The organism is Pseudomonas sp. FSL W5-0203, assembly GCF_001896155.1.
Classification (GTDB): Bacteria; Pseudomonadota; Gammaproteobacteria; order Pseudomonadales; family Pseudomonadaceae; genus Aquipseudomonas; species Aquipseudomonas paracarnis.
Genome location: NZ_MPOR01000025.1, coordinates 29,577 through 49,816, shown reverse-complemented (window position 1 = coordinate 49,816; position 20,240 = coordinate 29,577). Strand labels below are relative to the sequence as shown.

At 59.8% G+C, this 20,240-nt stretch carries 15 protein-coding genes; 9 read left to right on the top strand and 6 right to left on the bottom strand.

The annotated features are described in order from the left end of the window. The first annotated feature begins 184 nt into the window (after positions 1-184). From lepA to tadA, 8 genes are all read left to right on the top strand, one after another. Positions 185-1,984 carry a translation elongation factor 4 gene (gene lepA / locus BOP96_RS20320; RefSeq protein WP_003188853.1) on the top strand — a complete coding sequence of 600 codons (1,800 nt, stop codon included), beginning with the start codon at positions 185-187 and terminating at the stop codon, positions 1,982-1,984. 5 nt (positions 1,985-1,989) lie between these two features. Further along, the gene (gene lepB, locus BOP96_RS20315) at positions 1,990-2,844 is read left to right on the top strand and encodes a signal peptidase I (protein ID WP_003188855.1); all 855 of its coding nucleotides are present in this window, start codon (positions 1,990-1,992) and stop codon (positions 2,842-2,844) included. Between the two features lie 144 nt (positions 2,845-2,988). Then, on the top strand, positions 2,989-3,678 hold the full coding sequence (gene rnc / locus BOP96_RS20310) for a ribonuclease III (RefSeq protein WP_003188856.1): 690 nt from the start codon (positions 2,989-2,991) through the stop codon (positions 3,676-3,678). After that, positions 3,671-4,573, top strand: coding sequence for a GTPase Era (gene era, locus BOP96_RS20305; RefSeq protein ID WP_005785147.1), 903 nt, complete (start codon positions 3,671-3,673; stop codon positions 4,571-4,573). The genes rnc and era overlap by 8 nt, the downstream gene beginning before the upstream one ends. A 154-nt stretch (positions 4,574-4,727) precedes the next feature. Next, positions 4,728-5,414 (top strand): DNA repair protein RecO, encoded by a 687-nt coding sequence (gene recO, locus BOP96_RS20300; RefSeq protein ID WP_019817662.1) that lies wholly within the window; start codon positions 4,728-4,730, stop codon positions 5,412-5,414. A 51-nt stretch (positions 5,415-5,465) separates the two neighbouring features. Continuing rightward, positions 5,466-6,209, top strand: coding sequence for a pyridoxine 5'-phosphate synthase (gene pdxJ / locus BOP96_RS20295; protein ID WP_014717076.1), 744 nt, complete (start codon positions 5,466-5,468; stop codon positions 6,207-6,209). A gap of 225 nt (positions 6,210-6,434) precedes the next feature. Beyond that, the gene (locus tag BOP96_RS20290; protein ID WP_032872908.1) at positions 6,435-7,817 is read left to right on the top strand and encodes a multicopper oxidase family protein; all 1,383 of its coding nucleotides are present in this window, start codon (positions 6,435-6,437) and stop codon (positions 7,815-7,817) included. Then, positions 7,817-8,314: a tRNA adenosine(34) deaminase TadA gene (tadA, locus tag BOP96_RS20285; RefSeq protein ID WP_019817664.1), complete on the top strand. Its 498-nt coding sequence runs from the start codon at positions 7,817-7,819 to the stop codon at positions 8,312-8,314. The genes BOP96_RS20290 and tadA overlap by 1 nt, the downstream gene beginning before the upstream one ends. A gap of 140 nt (positions 8,315-8,454) precedes the next feature. On the opposite strand, the gene cmoB is transcribed toward tadA, so the two are convergent. From cmoB to BOP96_RS20255, 6 genes are all read right to left on the bottom strand, one after another. Continuing rightward, positions 8,455-9,411 (bottom strand): tRNA 5-methoxyuridine(34)/uridine 5-oxyacetic acid(34) synthase CmoB, encoded by a 957-nt coding sequence (gene cmoB / locus BOP96_RS20280; protein WP_020301206.1) that lies wholly within the window; start codon positions 9,409-9,411, stop codon positions 8,455-8,457. Further along, positions 9,408-10,151 (bottom strand): carboxy-S-adenosyl-L-methionine synthase CmoA, encoded by a 744-nt coding sequence (gene cmoA, locus BOP96_RS20275; protein ID WP_014717080.1) that lies wholly within the window; start codon positions 10,149-10,151, stop codon positions 9,408-9,410. The genes cmoB and cmoA overlap by 4 nt, the downstream gene beginning before the upstream one ends. A 36-nt stretch (positions 10,152-10,187) precedes the next feature. Further along, complete coding sequence (locus BOP96_RS20270) at positions 10,188-10,844, bottom strand: lysoplasmalogenase (RefSeq protein WP_073453830.1); 657 nt, start codon at positions 10,842-10,844, stop codon at positions 10,188-10,190. Position 10,845: 1 nt separating this feature from the next. Further along, positions 10,846-11,235 carry a protease inhibitor I42 family protein gene (locus tag BOP96_RS20265; RefSeq protein ID WP_014717082.1) on the bottom strand — a complete coding sequence of 130 codons (390 nt, stop codon included), beginning with the start codon at positions 11,233-11,235 and terminating at the stop codon, positions 10,846-10,848. A gap of 124 nt (positions 11,236-11,359) precedes the next feature. Next, entirely contained in the window at positions 11,360-13,780 is a 2,421-nt protein-coding gene (lon, locus tag BOP96_RS20260; RefSeq protein ID WP_020301203.1) for an endopeptidase La, read from the bottom strand. 173 nt (positions 13,781-13,953) lie between these two features. Further along, positions 13,954-17,496, bottom strand: a complete 3,543-nt coding sequence (locus BOP96_RS20255; RefSeq protein WP_073453828.1) for a YncE family protein — start codon at positions 17,494-17,496, stop codon at positions 13,954-13,956. Between the two features lie 350 nt (positions 17,497-17,846). Between BOP96_RS20255 and BOP96_RS20250 the strand changes: the two genes are divergently transcribed. After that, complete coding sequence (locus BOP96_RS20250) at positions 17,847-20,183, top strand: putative bifunctional diguanylate cyclase/phosphodiesterase (protein WP_038449037.1); 2,337 nt, start codon at positions 17,847-17,849, stop codon at positions 20,181-20,183. The last annotated feature ends 57 nt before the right edge of the window (positions 20,184-20,240 follow it).

The window sequence follows — 20,240 nt, the reverse complement described above, 5'->3', positions numbered from 1 at the left end:
CCAGAATAAGCGCGTTATCGTTGGCGATTTTCGCGAGCAAGCTCGCTCCTACAGTTTTAAGCCCCATTAAAGTGGGGCTTTTTTGTATTGGTCAGCAAAGATGACGTCTGGCCTGAGCATCAGGTACAATTCCCGGCTATTTTTCAGCGGGCAATCTGCCTGCAGCCTTTTTGAGTGTTGATCCGTGAGTGATTTGAGTCATATCCGCAATTTCTCCATCATCGCCCACATTGACCATGGCAAGTCGACGCTGGCCGATCGATTTATCCAGATGTGCGGCGGCCTTGCCGAGCGTGAAATGGAAGCCCAGGTACTGGACTCCATGGACCTCGAACGCGAGCGCGGGATCACCATCAAGGCCCACAGCGTCACGCTGTACTACAAGGCCAAAGACGGCATCACTTACCAACTGAACTTCATTGACACCCCTGGCCACGTTGACTTCACCTACGAAGTCAGCCGTTCGCTGGCGGCCTGTGAAGGTGCGTTGCTGGTGGTCGATGCCGGCCAGGGCGTCGAGGCGCAGTCGGTTGCCAACTGCTACACCGCGATCGAGCAGGGCCTGGAAGTCATGCCCGTGCTCAACAAGATCGACCTGCCCCAGGCCGAGCCTGAGCGCGTCAAGGAAGAGATCGAGAAGATCATCGGCATCGATGCCACCGACGCCGTCACCTGCAGCGCCAAGACCGGCCTGGGTGTCGACGAAGTGCTCGAACGCCTGGTGCACACCATTCCCGCGCCGACCGGCAACTACGAAGATCCGCTGCAAGCGTTGATCATCGACTCCTGGTTCGACAACTACCTGGGCGTTGTGTCCCTGGTGCGCGTGCGCCATGGCCGTGTGAAGAAGGGCGACAAGATCCTGGTCAAGTCCACCGGCAAGATCCACCTGGTGGACAGCGTCGGTGTATTCAACCCCAAGCACACCGCTACCGTTGATCTGAAAGCCGGTGAAGTAGGTTTCATTATCGCCGGCATCAAGGACATTCATGGTGCGCCAGTAGGTGACACCCTGACCTTGAGCTCCACGCCAGACGTCGACGTGCTGCCCGGCTTCAAGCGCATCCAGCCACAGGTCTACGCCGGCCTGTTCCCGGTCAGCTCCGATGACTTCGAAGATTTCCGCGAAGCCCTGCAAAAACTGACCCTCAACGACTCGTCGTTGCAGTACACCCCGGAAAGCTCCGACGCCCTGGGCTTCGGCTTCCGTTGCGGGTTCCTGGGCATGCTGCACATGGAGATCATCCAGGAGCGCCTTGAGCGCGAATACGACCTGGACCTGATCACCACCGCGCCAACCGTTATTTTTGAGTTGCTGCTCAAAACCGGTGAAACGATTTACGTCGACAACCCCTCCAAGCTTCCGGACCTGTCGGCCATCGAAGACATGCGCGAGCCGATCGTGCGGGCCAATATCCTGGTACCGCAGGAACACTTGGGCAACGTCATTACACTGTGTATCGAAAAGCGTGGCGTGCAGCGCGACATGCTGTTCCTCGGTACTCAGGTACAAGTGACCTACGATATGCCGATGAACGAAGTGGTCCTGGACTTCTTCGACCGTCTCAAGTCCACCAGTCGCGGCTATGCTTCGCTGGACTACCATTTCGATCGTTACCAATCGGCTAATCTGGTGAAACTGGATGTGCTGATCAACGGCGACAAGGTAGATGCCCTGGCACTGATCGTGCACAAGGACAACGCGCATTACAAAGGTCGCCAACTGACCGAGAAGATGAAAGAACTGATTCCGCGCCAGATGTTCGACGTCGCGATCCAGGCCGCCATCGGCGGGCAGATCATTGCACGGACCTCCGTCAAGGCTCTCAGAAAGAACGTACTGGCCAAATGCTACGGCGGTGACGTAAGCCGTAAGCGCAAACTGCTTGAGAAGCAAAAGGCCGGTAAAAAACGCATGAAGCAAGTAGGCAACGTGGAAGTTCCACAAGAAGCCTTCCTTGCGGTGCTCAGGTTGGATAGTTAGGTCCTATGTCACTAAATTTCCCGCTGTTGCTGGTCATTGCCGTTGCCGTCTGTGGTCTCCTGGCGTTGCTCGATCTGGTGTTCTTCGCCCCGCGTCGTCGGGCGGCCATTGCTTCCTATCAGGGCAGCGTCAGCCAGCCCGATGCGGTGGTGGTCGAGAAGCTGAACAAAGAGCCCTTGCTGGTTGAGTACGGCAAGTCGTTCTTCCCGGTGTTGTTCATCGTGCTGGTGTTGCGCTCGTTTCTGGTAGAGCCGTTCCAGATCCCTTCGGGGTCGATGAAACCGACCCTGGATGTGGGCGACTTCATCCTGGTGAACAAGTTTTCCTACGGCATTCGCCTACCGGTGATCGACAAAAAAGTCATCCCCGTGGGTGACCCGCAGCGCGGCGATGTGATGGTGTTCCGCTACCCAAGCGACCCGAACGTCAACTACATCAAACGTGTGGTCGGCCTGCCGGGCGACGTGGTGCGCTACACCAGCGACAAGCGCCTGTTCATCAACGGTGAGTCGGTGGCCGAGAAGCTGCTGGGCGCCGAGCCGAATACCCTGGGCAGCGCCGAGCTGTACCAGGAAAAACTCGGCGCGGTGGAGCACCAAATCCGCAAGGAAATGAGCCGCTACCGCGCGATGCCGGATGGCCAGTGGAAAGTGCCTGCCGGGCATTACTTCATGATGGGCGACAACCGCGACAACTCCAACGACAGCCGCTACTGGGATGACCCCAACATTCCCAAGGACCTGCTGGGCATGGTGCCCGACGAGAACATTGTCGGCAAAGCCTTCGCGGTCTGGATGAGTTGGCCGGAACCCAAGCTCAGCCACCTGCCGAACTTCTCGCGGGTCGGGCTGATCAAGTAATACAAGCGGCGCTGTGAACACAGCGCCGAATGCTTTTCTGGGGCTTGGACATTTTCCGATGCCCGGTACCCATCAGGATTTGAATTTGAACACTGCGTCAATCGTCGATGGCCGCCGGTGCCATCAACTAGATATGGATAAACCGTGACCGTTTCTCTAAGTCGTCTCGAGCGTCAGCTCGGCTACACCTTCAAGGACCAGGAATTGATGGTCCTTGCCCTCACACACCGCAGCTTTGCAGGGCGCAATAACGAGCGCCTGGAATTCCTCGGTGACGCTATCCTCAATTTCGCCGCCGGCGAGGCGCTGTTCGAGCGCTTCCCCCAAGCGCGAGAAGGCCAGCTGTCGCGCCTGCGCGCACGCCTTGTGAAAGGCGAGACCCTGGCCGTGCTGGCCCGAGGCTTTGGCCTGGGCGAGTACCTGCGGCTGGGTTCCGGTGAGTTGAAAAGCGGCGGTTTCCGTCGCGAGTCAATCCTGGCTGATGCCCTGGAAGCCTTGATCGGTGCGATCTACCTCGATGCCGGGATGGAGACGGCCAAGGAACGCGTTGTCGCCTGGCTGGCCTCGGAAATCGAAAGCCTGACGCTGGTAGACACCAACAAGGATCCCAAGACCCGCCTGCAAGAGTACCTGCAGTCCCGCGGTTGCGAACTGCCACGCTACGAAGTGGTGGATATCCAGGGCGAGCCCCATTGCCGGGTGTTCTTCGTGGAATGTGAAATCACTTTATTGAACGAAAAAAGCCGAGGTCAGGGTGTGAGCCGTCGTATTGCCGAACAGGTAGCGGCCGCTGCAGCACTGATTGCCCTGGGCGTGGAGAATGGCCATGACTGATTCAACCGCAACACGCTGTGGCTATGTTGCCATCGTCGGCCGCCCGAACGTGGGCAAGTCCACGCTGCTCAACCACATCCTCGGCCAGAAGCTCGCGATCACCTCGCGCAAGCCCCAGACCACCCGCCACAACATGCTGGGCATCAAGACCGAAGGCAACGTGCAAGCGGTGTATGTCGATACCCCTGGCATGCACAAAGGCGGCGAGAAAGCCCTGAACCGCTACATGAACAAGACCGCCTCGGCCGCGTTGAAAGACGTCGACGTGGTGATCTTCGTGGTTGACCGCACCAAGTGGACCGACGAAGACCAGATGGTCCTCGAGCGTGTGCAATACGTGACCGGCCCGTTGATCGTCGCGCTGAACAAGACCGACCGTATCGAAGACAAAGCCGAGCTGATGCCGCACCTGACCTGGTTGCAGGAGCAACTGCCGAACGCCCAGATCATGCCGATCTCGGCCCAGCACGGCCACAACCTCGAAGCCCTGGAGCGCGTGATCGCCGGTTACCTGCCAGAAAACGAGCACTTCTTCCCGGAAGACCAGATCACCGACCGCAGCAGCCGCTTCCTTGCCGCCGAACTGGTCCGCGAGAAAATCATGCGCCAGATGGGCGCCGAGCTGCCGTACCAGATCACCGTCGAAATCGAAGAATTCAAGCAGCAGGGCAAGACCTTGCATATCCATGCGTTGATCCTCGTCGAACGTGACGGCCAGAAGAAAATCATCATTGGCGACAAGGGCGAGCGCATCAAGCGCATCGGCACCGAAGCGCGCAAGGATATGGAGTTGCTGTTCGACTCCAAGATCATGCTCAACCTGTGGGTGAAGGTGAAGGGTGGCTGGTCCGATGATGAGCGTGCGTTGCGCTCCCTGGGCTACGGCGACCTGTAACGGGCCTCGAACACACTGCAAAACTTTGTGGGAGCGGGCTTGCCCGCGATGAGGATGTAACATTCGGCAGAGATGTTGACTGTGACGCCGCCATCGCGGGCAAGCCCGCTCCCACATTGGATCGGTGCTGTTTCACGTTCTGCGAGAGAGCCTCATGTCCGCCTCCCCCCCCAGCCAACTTGCCTATGTCCTGCACAGCCGCGCCTACCGCGAAACCAGTGCGCTGGTGGACTTCCTCACGCCCCAAGGCCGCCTGCGCGCGGTATTGCGCAGCGCGCGGGGCAAGGCGGGCACCTTGGCGCGGCCGTTCGTGGCGCTGGACGTGGAGTTTCGCGGCAAGGGCGAGCTGAAAAACGTCGGCCGCCTGGAAAGCGTTGGCACCTCTGCCTGGCTCAATGGCGATGCGTTATTCAGCGGCCTTTACCTCAATGAGCTGCTGATCCGCCTGCTGCCCGCCGAAGACCCGCACCCGGCAGTCTTTGATCACTACGCTGCCACCTTGCTGGCCCTCGCTGAAGGCCGTCCGCTGGAACCGCTGCTGCGCGCTTTCGAATGGCGTTTGCTCGACGACCTTGGCTACGGCTTCGAACTGGCCAACGACTTGCACGGAGAGCCCATCGCCGCCGATGGCATGTATCGCCTGCAAGTCGATGCGGGGCTTGAGCGCGTGTACCTGCTGCAGCCCGGCCTGTTTCAGGGCACCGAACTGCTGGCCATGAGTGAAGCCGACTGGCACGCTCCCGGTGCGCTGTCCGCCGCCAAGCGCCTGATGCGCCAGGCCCTGGCCGTGCACCTGGGCGGGCGGCCGCTGGTCAGTCGCGAGTTGTTTCGAAAGCCCTGACATCCCCGTGTATGCTGTGCACCGATTCTTTCCCTTTTCAGGAGCGCTTCCGTGACCACCAGCAATCGCATTCTTCTTGGCGTCAACATCGACCATGTCGCCACCCTGCGCCAGGCCCGGGGCACCCGTTACCCTGACCCGGTCAAGGCCGCGCTGGACGCCGAAGAAGCGGGCGCCGACGGCATCACCGTGCACCTGCGCGAAGACCGCCGTCACATCCAGGAGCGCGATGTGCTGCTGCTCAAGGACGTGCTGCAAACCCGCATGAACTTCGAAATGGGCGTCACCGAAGAAATGATGGCGTTCGCCGAGCGCATTCGCCCGGCGCATATCTGCCTGGTACCGGAAACTCGCCAGGAGCTGACCACCGAAGGCGGCCTCGACGTCGCCGGCCAGGAAGCGCGGATCAAGGCTGCGGTGGAGCGCCTGTCGCGGATCGGCAGCGAAGTCTCGCTGTTTATCGACGCCGACGAACGCCAGATCGAAGCCTCCCGCCGCGTCGGCGCCCCGGCGATCGAGCTGCACACTGGCCGTTATGCCGATGCCACCACGCCGACCGAAGTGGCCGACGAACTGCAACGCATCATCGACGGCGTGAACTGCGGGCTCAGCGAAGGCTTGATCGTCAATGCCGGCCATGGCTTGCATTACCACAATGTCGAAGCCGTGGCAGCGATCAAGGGCATCAACGAACTGAACATCGGCCATGCGCTGGTCGCGCACGCGCTTTTCGTCGGTTTCAAAGGCGCCGTGGCCGAGATGAAAGCCCTGATTCTGGCCGCTGCCAAGCACTGATAAACAATGAAGATCATTGTGGGAGCTGGCTTGCCTGCGATAGCGGAGTGTCAGTTGACGCATTCGTAGCTGGCCCACTGCAATCGCAGGCAAGCCAGCTCCCACATGATGAGTCGTCGGCGTTTTTGGCATGCGGCAATGCGAAGCCTTACTGTTTAGCCGACGCAGGTGTATCGTATCAGCCCTTTGCGGGCCCTTGGCCTGCGGCAGATACGCGAGGTTGTTGTGTCCCGATCCTTTTCCCGTCGACAAATCCTGGGTGGTCTTGCTGGCCTGGCCGTAGTAGGCGTCGGTGCCGGTGGTGGCTACCGCTACTGGCTGGGGAAAGTCGCTGAGTCCGAGGCAGGGCACGATTACGAGCTGATCGCCGCGCCCCTGGACGTAGAGTTGGTGCCGGGGCACAAAACCCCAGCCTGGGCGTTCGGCCCTTCGGCGCCTGGCACCGAGTTGCGGGTTCGCCAGGGCGAATGGCTGCGGGTGCGCTTTATCAACCATCTTCCAGTCGCCACTACCATCCACTGGCACGGCATCCGCCTGCCGCTGGAGATGGACGGCGTGCCCTACGTCTCGCAATTGCCGGTGCTGCCTGGCGAATACTTCGACTATAAATTCCGCGTACCCGATGCCGGCAGCTACTGGTATCACCCTCACGTGAGCAGCAGCGAAGAACTCGGCCGTGGCCTGGTCGGCCCGTTGATCGTGGAAGAGCGCGAACCCACCGGTTTCAAGTACGAACGCACCTTGAGCCTGAAGAACTGGCACATCGACGAAGAGGGCGGGTTTGTCGAGTTCAGCATCCCCCGTGAAGCGGCGCGTGGCGGCACGGCCGGGCGCCTGTCGACCATCAATGGGGTGCCCCAGGCGGTCATCGACCTGCCGGCTGGGCAAATCACCCGCGTGCGCCTGCTCAACCTCGATAACACTGTGACCTATCGCCTCAATATTCCCGGGGTCGAAGCGCAGATCTACGCGTTGGACGGCAACCCCATCGAGCCGCGCCCGTTGGGCAAGGAGTATTGGCTGGGCCCGGGCATGCGTATTTGCCTGGCGATCAAGGCGCCACCGGCGGGCGAAGAACTGTCGTTGCGCAACGGCCCGGTGCGCCTTGGCACCTTCCGCTCGGTGGCCAATACCGACGCGCCTACCCTGTGGCCACCGGCATTGCCGGCCAACCCGGTTGCCGAGCCAGACCTGGCCAATGCCGAGAAACTCAACTTCAATTTCGAATGGGTCGGTTCAGTGTCGGTCAATGTCGAAAACGGCAAGCCGCCGAGCCTGTGGCAGATCAACGGCCAGGCCTGGGACATCACCGACAAGACCTGTGCCGACCGCCCGATTGCCAAGCTGGAGAAGGGTAAGAGCTATATTTTCGAATTGAAGAACATGACCCAATACCAGCACCCGATCCACTTGCACGGGATGAGCTTCAAGGTGCTTGCGTCCAACCGCCACAAGGTGATCCCGTACTTCACCGACACCTACCTGCTGGGCAAGAACGAACGCGCCCGCGTGGCCTTGGTGGCGGATAACCCAGGGGTGTGGATGTTCCATTGCCATGTGATCGACCACATGGAAACCGGCCTGATGGCCGCCATCGAGGTGGCGTGATGCGCCAGATTCGCCCCGCCGCGATTATCGACCGCAGCCGCGACCAGGATTTTATGCGCGAAGCCCTGGCGCTCGCCGCCCAAGGTGCTGCATTGGGCGAAGTGCCGGTGGGTGCGGTGCTGGTGCAGGGCGGTGAAATCATCGGCCGCGGCTTCAACTGCCCCATCAGTGGCAACGACCCCAGCGCCCATGCCGAAATGGTCGCGATCCGCGCCGCTGCTCAGGCGATCAGCAACTATCGGCTGGTGGGCAGCACGCTGTACGTGACGCTGGAACCGTGCAGCATGTGTGCCGGGCTGATCGTGCATTCGCGGGTGGCGCGGGTGGTGTATGGCGCGTTGGAGCCGAAGGCGGGCATCGTGCAAAGCCAGGGGCAGTTTTTTACCCAGGGTTTTCTAAACCATCGGGTGTTGTTTGAGGGCGGGGTATTGGCCGAGGAGTGTGGGGCTGTCCTGAGCGAGTTCTTCAAGGCTCGCCGGGCCAAGCCACCACTCTAAAGAACACTGAAATATCAATGTGGGAGCTGGCTTGCCTGCGATAGCCATCTGTCAGTCAGCCCAATATTGACTGACCCACCGCTATCGCAGGCAAGCCAGCTCCCACAGTTGATCTCCATTTTTTCAGGACGAGCGTGGTGTTATTTGCGCGCGATGATCACCGCCCGCATCGGTGCCGGCAGCCCTTCAATGGTCTTGCTGTGATCCTCAGGGTCCAGGAAATCACTCAGCGACTGATACTTCATCCACTGCGTTCCACGCTGCTCCTCAACCGTGGTCACGCTCACATCCACGCACCGCACGTCACTGAACCCGGCCCGGCGCAGCCACAGCATCAACGCCGGCACCGACGGCAGGAACCACACGTTGCGCATCTGGGCGTAACGGTCTTCTGGCACCAGCACTTGTTGTTGGTCGCCTTCCACCACCAATGTTTCCAATACCAGCTCGCCGCCCTTGACCAGGGTGTCCTTCAACGCCAGTAAATGTTCGATGGGCGAGCGGCGGTGGTAGAACACGCCCATGGAAAATACCGTGTCAAAGCCTTCCAGGTTCGCCGGCAAGTCTTCGAACGGGAACGGCAGGTGCCAGGCCTTGGGCTCGGACAAGTAGCGCTGCACTGCCTGGAACTGGCAGAAGAACAGCCAGTTGGGGTCCACGCCAATCACGCTGTCGGCCCCGGCGCCGAGCATGCGCCACATGTAGTAGCCGTTGCCGCAGCCCACGTCGAGGATGCGCTTGCCTTTGAGGTTCAGGTGCGGCGCGACCCGCGACCACTTCCAGTCCGAACGCCACTCGGTGTCCACATGCACGCCGAACAGATGGAACGGGCCTTTGCGCCAGGGGCTCAGGCCCATCAGCGCCGTGTGCATCTGTTCGCGGGTGGCGTCGTCGCAATCGGTGTCCAGCACCAGGCCGTTGAGCAAATCTACGCTGTTGGGCTGGATCTTCGGCAGTGCATCCAAGGCGCTCTGCCAGCGCTCCAGGTCGCCATGGCCTTTTTCCATCTTGCTATCGAGCTGCGCTTGCAGGCCCTGGGCCCACACGGCCAGGGGAGTGCCGACCAGATGGCGGGCGAGGGGGGACAAATCAATCATGGCAAGGCAATCAACGAGGCAAAGTTAAGACACTGGAACCACGGCACGACTTTCGAGAACCCGGCCGCCAGCAGGCGTTCGCGGTGTTCTTCGAGGCTGTCGGGCTTCATGACGTTTTCGATGGCGCTGCGCTTCTGGGCGATTTCCAGTTCGCTGTAGCCGTTGGCGCGTTTGAAGGCGATATGCAGGTCGGTCAGCAGCGCGTGCTCTTCAACATCGTTAAAGCGCAGCTTTTCCGAGAGGATCAACGCCCCGCCCGGCAGCAGCGCCTGGCGAATGCGCCCCAGCAACGCCAGGCGCTCCTGGGGGGCGATAAATTGCAGGGTGAAGTTCAGGGCCACCACCGAGGCGGGCTTGAATTGCAGGGCGAGGATGTCGCCCTCGATCACCTCCACCGGCAGCAACTCCTGGAACATCGAGTCCTGGCCATTGAGGTATTCGCGGCAGCGCTCGACCATCGCGGCGGAGTTATCCACGGCGATCACCCGGCAACCCTCGGTGCGTACATGGCGACGCAGGGCTTGGGTCACGGCGCCCAGGGAAGAGCCCAGGTCATACAGCACGCTACCCGGTTGGGCAAATTGCGCGGCCAGCACGCCGAGGTTTTCGACGATGGTGGGGTAGCCCGGCACCGAGCGCTTGATCATGTCCGGGAACACCCGCACCACATCCTCGTTAAAGGCGAAGTCCGGCACCTGGGGCAGGGGCTGGGCGAATAGGCGATCGGGTTCTTTGCTCACGGCTGTTCCGGCGACGATGGGGGAAAGGCCGGCATTTTAGCCAAGTTGCTCCTCGGATGCGCGGGTTGTCTGATGGAAAGCCGAGGCGGTGATGCCCCACTGCCCGAGCCAGTAGGTGGTGATCAGCAAATACGGCGCTGCCTCGAATGCCAGCACAAACCGGTTGATGCCGATCAGCGCGTCGGAAACCACAAACGACACCGCACCCACCGCCGCCAGCCACGCCGAACGTTTGGGTACCTCGCTGCCCAGTCGTGCCAACGCACGCCAGAGCATGGCGCTGATCACCAGTGCGTAAACCACCACCGGTATCAGCAGCGCACCGAGGCCGTGGGAGATCAGGATACTCAGCAAGATTGCGCCCACGCCGAGGGCCAGCACCAGCGGCAGCAGCGCCAAGCGCCGACAGTCACTGAAATAAGCTTTGAGATAAGCCAAATGCGCGAACAGAAACGCGCCCAGGCCAAAGATAAACAGGTCGCCTGGCCAGGCAAGTAACACGTCGCCCACCACGGAAAAAATCAACCCCAGGCTGATCCAGCGTCGATACTCGGTGGGCGGCGCGTCATGCAGCCAACCCAGCAGCGCCAGCACCGGCAGTGGCTTGACCAGCAGGCACAGCAGCGTCGCATGGGTCGCCAGGCCATAGACAAAGGTGCCGGCGCCCATCAAGGCAAGGATCAGCCAGGGCATATCAGTTCACCGTAATGGCGCAGTCAAAGGTTTCGACAGGTTCGGCCTCTGGCTCCCAGGGTTGCTGGGATGTCAGGCGCAAACGCCCTTGCCCTGCAGCAAACGCCTGGAAGCGCCAGGTGGACTGGCCGCCCCCGCCGATCACGCCGGACTCGGTGCTGCTGTAGACCTCAGGGCTCAAGGCGCGCAACACGCCGCCCGCGGAGTCCTGGATGGCCCAGCGGTAACCGGTGGTGGGGTTGCTGGGCAGGGTGAGGATCAGGTTTTGCCCGTTTTTAAGCTGGAGCGGGCAGGCGCTCTGGTTGTCCACGCTGACGTTTTGCTTGGGGGCACTGGCGCATGCGGCCAGCAGGGCAAGGCTCAAGGGGAGAAACAGGCGGGCAGCGGTCATGAAGGCTCCGTTAATACACGACGAAGGGGGAGCATAACCGAAGATGAGACAAGGTGTGACAAGGTGGGTTTTTGCGTTGATCTGGCTGGCCTCTTCGCGAGCAAGCTCAGACACTACATAACCGTCAGAAGAGCACCTTCGCCACATCCGCAAACCGCTTGGCAAAGTGCACCGTCATCCCTTCCTTCAAATAGTCCGGCAGCTCTTCAAAGCTGCCACGGTTGGGCTCCGGCAAGATCAACTCGTGAATCTTCTGGCGCCGCGCCGCGATCACCTTCTCGCGCACCCCGCCAATCGGCAGTACATGCCCGGTCAAGGTCAGTTCGCCGGTCATCGCCACGCCTTTTTTCGGCGGTTGGTTGCGGGCCAGGGACAGCAACGCACTGGCCATGGTCACGCCGGCACTCGGGCCGTCTTTCGGCGTGGCGCCTTCCGGCACGTGCAAGTGCACGAAGGCCTCGTCGAAGAATTTCGCATCGCCGCCAAACGACTTCAGGTTGGAACTGATGTAGCTGTAGGCGATTTCGGCGGACTCTTTCATCACTTCACCCAACTGCCCGGTGAGCTTGAAGCCGCGATTGAGCGTGTGGATGCGCGTCGCTTCGATCGGCAAGGTGGCGCCGCCCATGCTGGTCCAGGCCAGGCCGGTAATCACGCCGGTGCCGGACAGCACTTGCTCATTACGGAACACGGGCATGCCCAGGGAGCTTTCCAGGTCCTTGTTGCCGATCTTGATCACCGACTCCGGTTCATCCAGCAGCTTGACCACCGCCTTGCGCACCAGCTTGCCCAGTTGCTTCTCCAGTTGGCGCACGCCGGCTTCCCGAGCATAACCATCGATCAATGCGCGCAGGGCGCCGTCGGTGATGGTCAGGCTGTTTTTGGCCACGCCGGCTTTTTCCAACTGCTTGGGCCACAGGTGGCGCTTGGCGATGGCGACTTTTTCTTCGGTGATATAGCCCGACAGGCGAATTACTTCCATGCGGTCCAGCAACGGGCCCGGGATCGAGTCCAGGGTGTTGGCGGTGCACACAAACAGCACTTTGGACAGGTCCAGGCGCAGGTCCAGGTAATGGTCGAGGAATTCGACGTTCTGTTCCGGGTCCAGGGTTTCCAGCAACGCCGACGCCGGGTCGCCCTGGAAGCTCTGGCCCATCTTGTCGATTTCGTCGAGCATGATCACCGGGTTCATCACTTCCACGTCTTTCAACGCCTGCACCAGCTTGCCGGGCAGGGCGCCGATGTAGGTGCGCCGGTGGCCCTTGATCTCGGCCTCGTCGCGCATGCCGCCAACACTGAAGCGATAGAACGGCCGCCCCAGGGATTCGGCGATGGACTTGCCCACACTCGTCTTGCCCACGCCGGGCGGGCCCACCAGCAACACGATGGAACCGGCGACTTCGCCTTTGTAGGCGCCCACGGCGAGGAATTCGAGGATGCGGCTCTTGATGTCATCCAGGCCCGCATGGTGCTTGTCGAGCACTTTGCGCGCGTGCTTGAGGTCGAGTTTGTCTTCACCGTATACGCCCCACGGCACCGAGGTGGCCCAGTCCAGGTAGTTGCGCGTGACGGCGTATTCCGGCGAACCGGTTTCCAGGATCGACAGTTTGTTCAGTTCTTCATCAATGCGTTTTTTCGCTTGCGCCGGCAGCACTTTGCCTTGCAGGCGCTGTTCGAACTGTTCGACATCGGCGCTGCGATCGTCCTTGGTCAGGCCCAGTTCCTGCTGGATGACCTTGAGTTGTTCCTTGAGGAAGAACTCACGCTGGTGCTCGCCGATCTTGCGGTTTACCTCGGCGGAGAGCTCTTTTTGCAGACGCGCGACTTCTACCTCTTTGCGCAGCATCGGCAGCACTTTTTCCATGCGTTTGAGCATGGGCACGCAGTCCAGCACTTCCTGCAGTTCATTACCTGTCGCCGAGGTGAGGGCGGCGGCAAAGTCGGTGAGCGGCGACGGGTCGTTGGGGCTGAAGCGGTTGAGGTAGTTCTTCAACTCTTCGCTGTACAGCGGGTTGAGGGGCAGCAGTTCCTTGATCGCATTGATCAGCGCCATGCCGTAGGCCTTGACCTCATCGGTCGGCTCGCTGGGCTGGTGCGGGTATTCGACTTCCACCAGGTACGGTGGGCGGTGGTGCTTGAGCCAGGTCTTGATGCGCACGCGGGTCAGGCCCTGGGCGACGAACTGCAGCTTGCCGTTCTCGCGGCTGGCGTGGTGCACCTTCACCAGGGTGCCGTACAACGGCAGGGCGGAGGTGTCGAAGTGGCGTGGGTCTTCGGGCGGCGTGTCCATGAAAAACAGCGCAAGGGAGTGGTGGTCGGATTTGCTCACCAACTCCAGGGTTTCGGCCCAGGGCTCTTCATTGACGATCACCGGCAACACTTGGGCCGGGAAAAACGGCCGATTGTGGATCGGGATGATGTAGACCTTGTCCGGCAGGTTTTGCCCAGGCAGGGCCAGGCCAGTATTGGACGAGGGGGCTTCAGCGTTTTCGGGGTCGGCGTAATCGTTGAGGTCGTAATCTGGAAATTCTTGCTGGTCGCTCATGGGGCACCTGCATCAGTAAGTATGCAGGTTAGATGGGGCGGGGTTGCGGTGGTTTCAATGGGGCGGCGTCGTTAGCAACAATTTGCATGAAATAACGGGGGAAGCGCGGAGTGGGGGGGCATGCAAGGGGTGAATGCCCCGTCTCGCGGGAGACGGGGCATCTTGGCAAGTGTTTAGACGCTTACTACGGCTACGGTATTGTTGCCGAAATTGCAGACGAACAAGTACCTGCCATCCTCGCTGCAAGCCAGGCCGGTGGGTTGGTTGAAACCAGGGATACTGCCAACCAGTTCCTCGGTGGTGGTGTCGATGATGCGGACGGTGTTACTGGCGTACTCCGTCACGTAGGCCAGCGGTTTGACTGGGTGGAAGGCGACGCCTCGTGGGGTTGCCAGCCCGGTCAGGGATTTGACGTAGGTAAGGCCATCGTTGTAGGTGTTGTAGATATCAACTTTTCCTAAGTTGGGAACACAGACAAATAGCCGTTCGAGGGTGGCGAACAGTGGGGAGTGGGCGAGGGCACTTGCGATTCCATTATTAGCGACCACGTGAGTGCGAGTGCGAGTGGTGATATTATATCGATGTGTTTGTTCAGTAACTGAATATAACGCAGTGCCTTGTGGGTTGGTTATTATAGCTCTGGAGCTATTTTGTGCGTGGAGATAAGTTTCGTTTCGTTCTGTTTGTGTATTCCAATAGTAAATGGTAGTGGCGCCTAAATGCCCCATAAAGAGTCGCGATCCCCCTGGGTTTAAGCATATTGCTTGGGTAGGACCGCCAAGCCAATAAGGGTAGCGAAAAGTGAAATTACTAGTGTTTAGTATGGGAGTAGTTTGGGTATAGTGCGAGCCTTCAACCGAAAAATACAGGTTCGAGTTCGAAGGATGTAACGCCAAACCATGAATAACACTCCCAACCGTATTCACCGTCCGGGCCGTATTGTTCTCTAGATCAATCACCGAAATCGACGGCGTCCGTCCATTCGCCACACAAACCTTTTTACCGTCCCGACTGGCCACGATATACGTCGGCCCATTCCCCACTTCAATCTCTCGCACAATCTCCCCCGGTGCCTTGCGCGTGCGGTAAGTCGCCTCATTAAAGTATATGGCTGTGTCCAGGCAGTTGGTCCCATCCAACGATATCCAACCTCGGATTCTGACCTGGCTGTTATCCGGCAACTCCCTCAAATAATCGGCCGGTATCAAGTCCAGAGTACGCCCGGCACTGGCTTCTGCCGGGGTTATATCAATGGCACGCCGCAGCGGCAAGTCGGTCGTACTGAACAGGTCAATGCCGACCGCAAGCCCGGCCCGGAAAAACGGCAAGGCGCGAATCTGTACCGAGTTCGCCTTGTTGGTATCGATCACCCCACCCGCGGCCGCAGGCACGCTCAGCAGATTAAGTGTCTGGTCAGAGAACCTATCCACTTCAACCGTGAGTCGTCTAGAGTCCGTCCTGATGTTGTCGCGCAGTACCTCGAAATAAACTTCAAACGACTCCCCGACGTAAGCGCCAACAAAGTTACTCAGGTAAGAGAACGAAATGTAATCATGGCCAGCTTCTGGCTTGCCGGGTTTGCTGGGAATGGCGGGTGTACCCACCCCGTGTTTTCCGACTACACGCAGAGTGACAAGATCACTCTCCAGCATGGGGTACTTGACCCGGAACGTCGTGATGCGAGGAGAGGGCGTCCAGACATTCAGCGGGTCAAGCCGCATGATGCAAGACGACACCGGGGTGGCCTCCAGCAAGGTCGGACATTCGCTGAGCTGTAGCGCCGCCCCCACTTTGACCACCAACGGCAGGGACTTTAGCGGGATGTCCGTAGGCAGTGTGCGGACCTCCCAGTGCAGCGCCATGCTTGCATCTTTGTTAGCCAGGACGATCGCGCGGGCAATGGTAAAGGGCAAGGCCGAGCCATACCACACGCTGGTCACCTTCAGCCATGCTGAGGTAATGCTGCCCCCCGGCTTACTGCCTGTCGCAACCATCCGTACCTCATCATTCAACCAGATGCTCGGGTGGGGATCCACGAACGCTTTGAGGTTGCCTTTGTTGATAAGCTCGTCAAATTGGTGGTCAGGCGGTGGAGCTTCAGGTGATCGTGGTGGAGGGAGTGAGATTGAAATATCACCGACCGGTACAGTCACCGATTGCGAGGGGTTTGCCGCATCGTTGTTGACTAGATAGTAGGCGGTGAAGGTGGAGCCCTCCAATGGCTCAAATGTGCGGTAGTCCAATAAGTAGTCAATATCGCCACCGCTGGAGATTTCGGTGAAGCGCTCGTACACGATGTTGCCGTTGGCTGCTCTGCCTTCAATGATTAGGTCAACTTTGTCACTCAGAGGCAGTTCCGCGCCGGGTACGGTGATATGCACTGGGTTGGTATCAGGCAGCGTCCCCCCCACCAGGCCGTGTACCAGTGGCGCCGGGCGACGGTTATCGACCGGCGTGCCACGCACGCTGTAAATGGCAGCGTTAGAAGGTGTATTGGGCTGCCCTGCGCGAATCCGCTCATAGAAAGCCATTAAACGGCCTTCCGCCAGTTGTTTTACAAAGGGCAATGGCAACGGAATGGATACGCGAACCAGGTTTGGCTGCAGCACTTCATAAGATTCAGTGTGCTTAAGGCTTCCCGTATGAGTCAGCCCTAAATAGGTGACATGTATTTCATCGTTGACCTGCCACCCATGATTTCTTAACGGTACCTCGAAGTTCAGGTCATTGGAGTGCGCGTCCTTATCGATGTATTCCTCGTCTGAAACAGGGTCGTATTCGGACTCGGTAACGTGACCCTCTATCAGTTGCGGGTTGGTGCCCCCGCTCACCCTATTTTGTATGACCCTTGGGATGGAAAAACCGATGGATTGGTTTCCGGCCTTGTCCCTTACATACCACTCAAGAATATTCGGCCCCGGTGTCACTTTCTGCCAGTCGCCGAAATTGATGGTCATAATGATGGGGGCGTTCCCGGAGGCTTCAAAATGGGTCACCGTGTGAGTAACAAGCCAACCGCCAATACTCATATAGATCACATCACCTTCTTTGCGGTGGTGAACCTGATCCACTAACGGGTTCAGCGGGTAATTATCAACGATGACCCTGACGCCTTTTTGCGCATCCGCGGGATTCACGATGCCAAAGGCCTCAATGGTTGGATCTTCGAACGTAACGCGTGCCAGGTTTTCGTTGATAATCGGCGTACTGGCCTGAGGGTCCAGCCCCCCGGGGGCTTTGGTATCCACCCAGATACTGAACGTTTTGGTCCTGTCAGTGGTTCCGCTTAGGCGTCTGACGAAAGCTTGTAGTGTGTTATGGGCCTGGTCGATAAACCTGACGCTCTCTATGGCCAACTTAACGTGTTTGTTTTGCTTTTCATCATCTTCTGTGAGGGTGTAGTGGGCCACTCGTATGCCGTTGAGCTCCAGATAGACGAAATCCCCCTCATCTTGTTGGGCCCACGCAAGGAGGATGCAAATCACCCCGAGGGCGTTGACCGTCAATGCGGCGTTGTTCAGTGCGCCGTCAGTGTTTGGGATGGAAGTAAGGTTGGGGATGATCAGCTCCAGATCGGAGAAGGGTATTTGGGTGCAGCCATTGGGAACAAGTGCATCGGGCAAGCGCCCGATGGAGTCCTGGCTACGTTTTTTGCGCGCTACCGCAGGCAGGCAGGCGAGGGGCGGGGGTAGGATAGGCAGTTGATCGTAGGTCACGGTTGAACACCTCAATAAATGTAAGCAAGACGCGACCCAGGATCCTCCTTAGGTCGAGTGGCTCCTTATTCAGGGCGCTTACGACGCAGGTTGCCTAGCTGTGAGAAATGACAGTGCCGACGAGCGGCGAGGCATGGCTATGCTTATATTTATGTTGTTTTTGTCAAAAATATGACTACGAAATCCTTGTGTTTATTGGGTTTACTTATCCTCAGTCCCAGCTAACCTGCCTAAATAAAATAATCCATTAAAAAGGATGTTTTTTTGACGCCGGTTAGCAGTCGGCAGGGACGCGTATGACACAAGGAAAGCACGGCCAAGAGCGACGAGCACGGCCCGAGGGCGCGGCCATGCACTGGCGCCACACGTTTCAGACCCGCATAGCCGGGGTGCTGGCGCTGTTGTTGCTGGTGGTCGTGGCCGCCACCTATTTTGCCGTGAACGCTGCCACCACTCGGGCGGTGGAGAACCAGGCCGACGTACAGCTGAACACGGGGCGGCAGGTGTTCGAGCGCCTGCTGGACCTGCGCGGGCGGCGCTTGCAGTACGGGTTGGACTGGCTCACCGCCGATGGGCCGTTCAAGCAGGCGGTGGCCGGCGGCCGGACGCTGCCGATCCTGGAGGCCCTGGGCACCCATGGCACCGGGGTCAGTTCCAGCGAAGTGATGGTGCTGGGCCTGGATGACAGGGTCATGGTCAGTACCCTGCTGATGCAGACGCGCGGCCAGCTGTTCCCGTATGCCGATGCCTTGCGCAAGGCGCGGCGCAGCGGCCAGCAAATGTTGATCGTCGCCATGGCCGGGCGCCCCTATTTGCTGGTGCAAAAAGATGTGCTCGGGCCTGTGCCGATCGCACGCGTGGTCATGGGCTTTCCCATGGACACGCAATTCGCCCATGAACTGCGCTCCATGAGCAACCTGGAGGTGTCGTTCCTCAGTGTGCAGGACGGCCATCTCGGTCAGCTGTTCACCACCCACCCTGGCAATTGGCGCCCAAGCATCATCAGCCTCTTGCATGGCACGCAGGTCGATCCTGAGGCGAAGATCCAGCTGTTCCATGGCCAGCGTGTGCTCAGCCAAGTGTTGCCCTTGGCCAACAGCGGCGAAGGCGATGAAGTGCGCGTGTTGCTGCAAAGCCCGCTGGACCATGCGCTGGAATCCTTCGCGCCGCTGGACCGGCAGTTCATGGGGATTGCCCTGGCGGTGCTGCTGGTCTCGCTGGCGGTGGCATTATTCCTGGCGCGGCGAGTGTCACGCCCCCTCAATGCGCTGGTGCAAGCCGCTGAACGGATCGGGGCCGGTGACTACCGCACCCCGGTGCGGGTGCGCAGCCACGATGAGTTCGGCCTGCTGGCGCGTGCGTTCAATGCCATGCAAAGCGGCATCGCCCTGCGCGAGCGGCAACTGGCCCACAATGCCTTGCATGACCCGCTCACCGGCCTGCCCAACCGCGCCCTGGCCATGGAGCGCCTGGGCAGCGCGATCAGCGCACGGCGGCCGGTGGTGTTGCTGTACGTGGGGATTGAAAACTACCGAGTTATCAACGAAGGGTTTGGCCCCGAAGGTGTCGAGCACATGTTGTGCGAGGCCAGCCGCTGCTTGTCCAGCAGCCTGTTGGCCAGCGACACCGCAGCACGCATCGCCGGCAGTGAGTTTCTGTTGTTGCTGGAAAACACCGAGATCGACTCAGCCGTGGCCCGCGCCGACCAGTTGCATGGGGCGTTGACCCAACCCCTGCGCATCGGCAATGACGAAGTGCGCCATGAAGTGAGCATCGGCATCGCCGCGTACCCTGCTGATGGGCAGCAGGTGGAAGAGTTGATCAACCGCGCGGCCATCGCCCGGCACGACGCGGCCAACCTGCCGGGGCATTTGCAGATCTACCAACCGGACCGCGACCTCGCCCACCAACGCCAGATCACCCTGATTCGCGACTTGCGCCGCGCCGTGATCGAAGGCGAGTTGTACCTGTGCTACCAGCCCAAGCTCGATCTGCGGCACGGCCATGTGAGCCAGGCTGAAGCCTTGCTGCGTTGGCAACACCCGACGCTGGGGCAAGTGTCCCCCGGGGAGTTCATTCCCCTGGCCGAACGCACCGGTAGCATGAGCGCGCTAACGCTGTGGGTGATCGAGGAAGCCATCCGCCAGATTGCCGAATGGGCGCAGCGTGGGCTGGTTATCCAACTGTCGGTGAATATCTCCGTGAACGACTTGGCGGATGATGACTTGGCCATTCGCGTCACTGCGCTATTGGCCCAATACCACGTGGACGCCGAGCATTTGATTTTTGAAATCACCGAGAGCGCCATCATGCACAACCCGCAGCAGGCCCTCAGCGTGCTGGAGCAGCTGCGCAATTGCGGAATCAGCCTGTCGGTGGATGATTTCGGCACCGGCTACTCGTCCCTCGCCCAATTGCAGCGCCTACCGGTGCAAGAGCTGAAGATCGACCAGTCCTTTGTGCGCAACCTCGACAGCACCAGCGGCGACGGCGTGATCGTGCGTTCCACCATCGAGATGAGTCATAGCCTGGGGCTCAAGGTGGTGGCCGAGGGCGTGGAGTTCGAGCACAGCCTCACCTTGCTCAAACGCTGGAACTGCGACACGGCCCAAGGCTACCTGATCAGCCGGCCGCTCAATGCCTTGGCGTTCGAGCGGTGGATGCGGCGTGAGCAGGTGCCAACCTAGACAGTTTGACTGTGGCGAGAGAGCTTGCTCCCGCTGGAGTGCGAAGCGCTCCCAGGA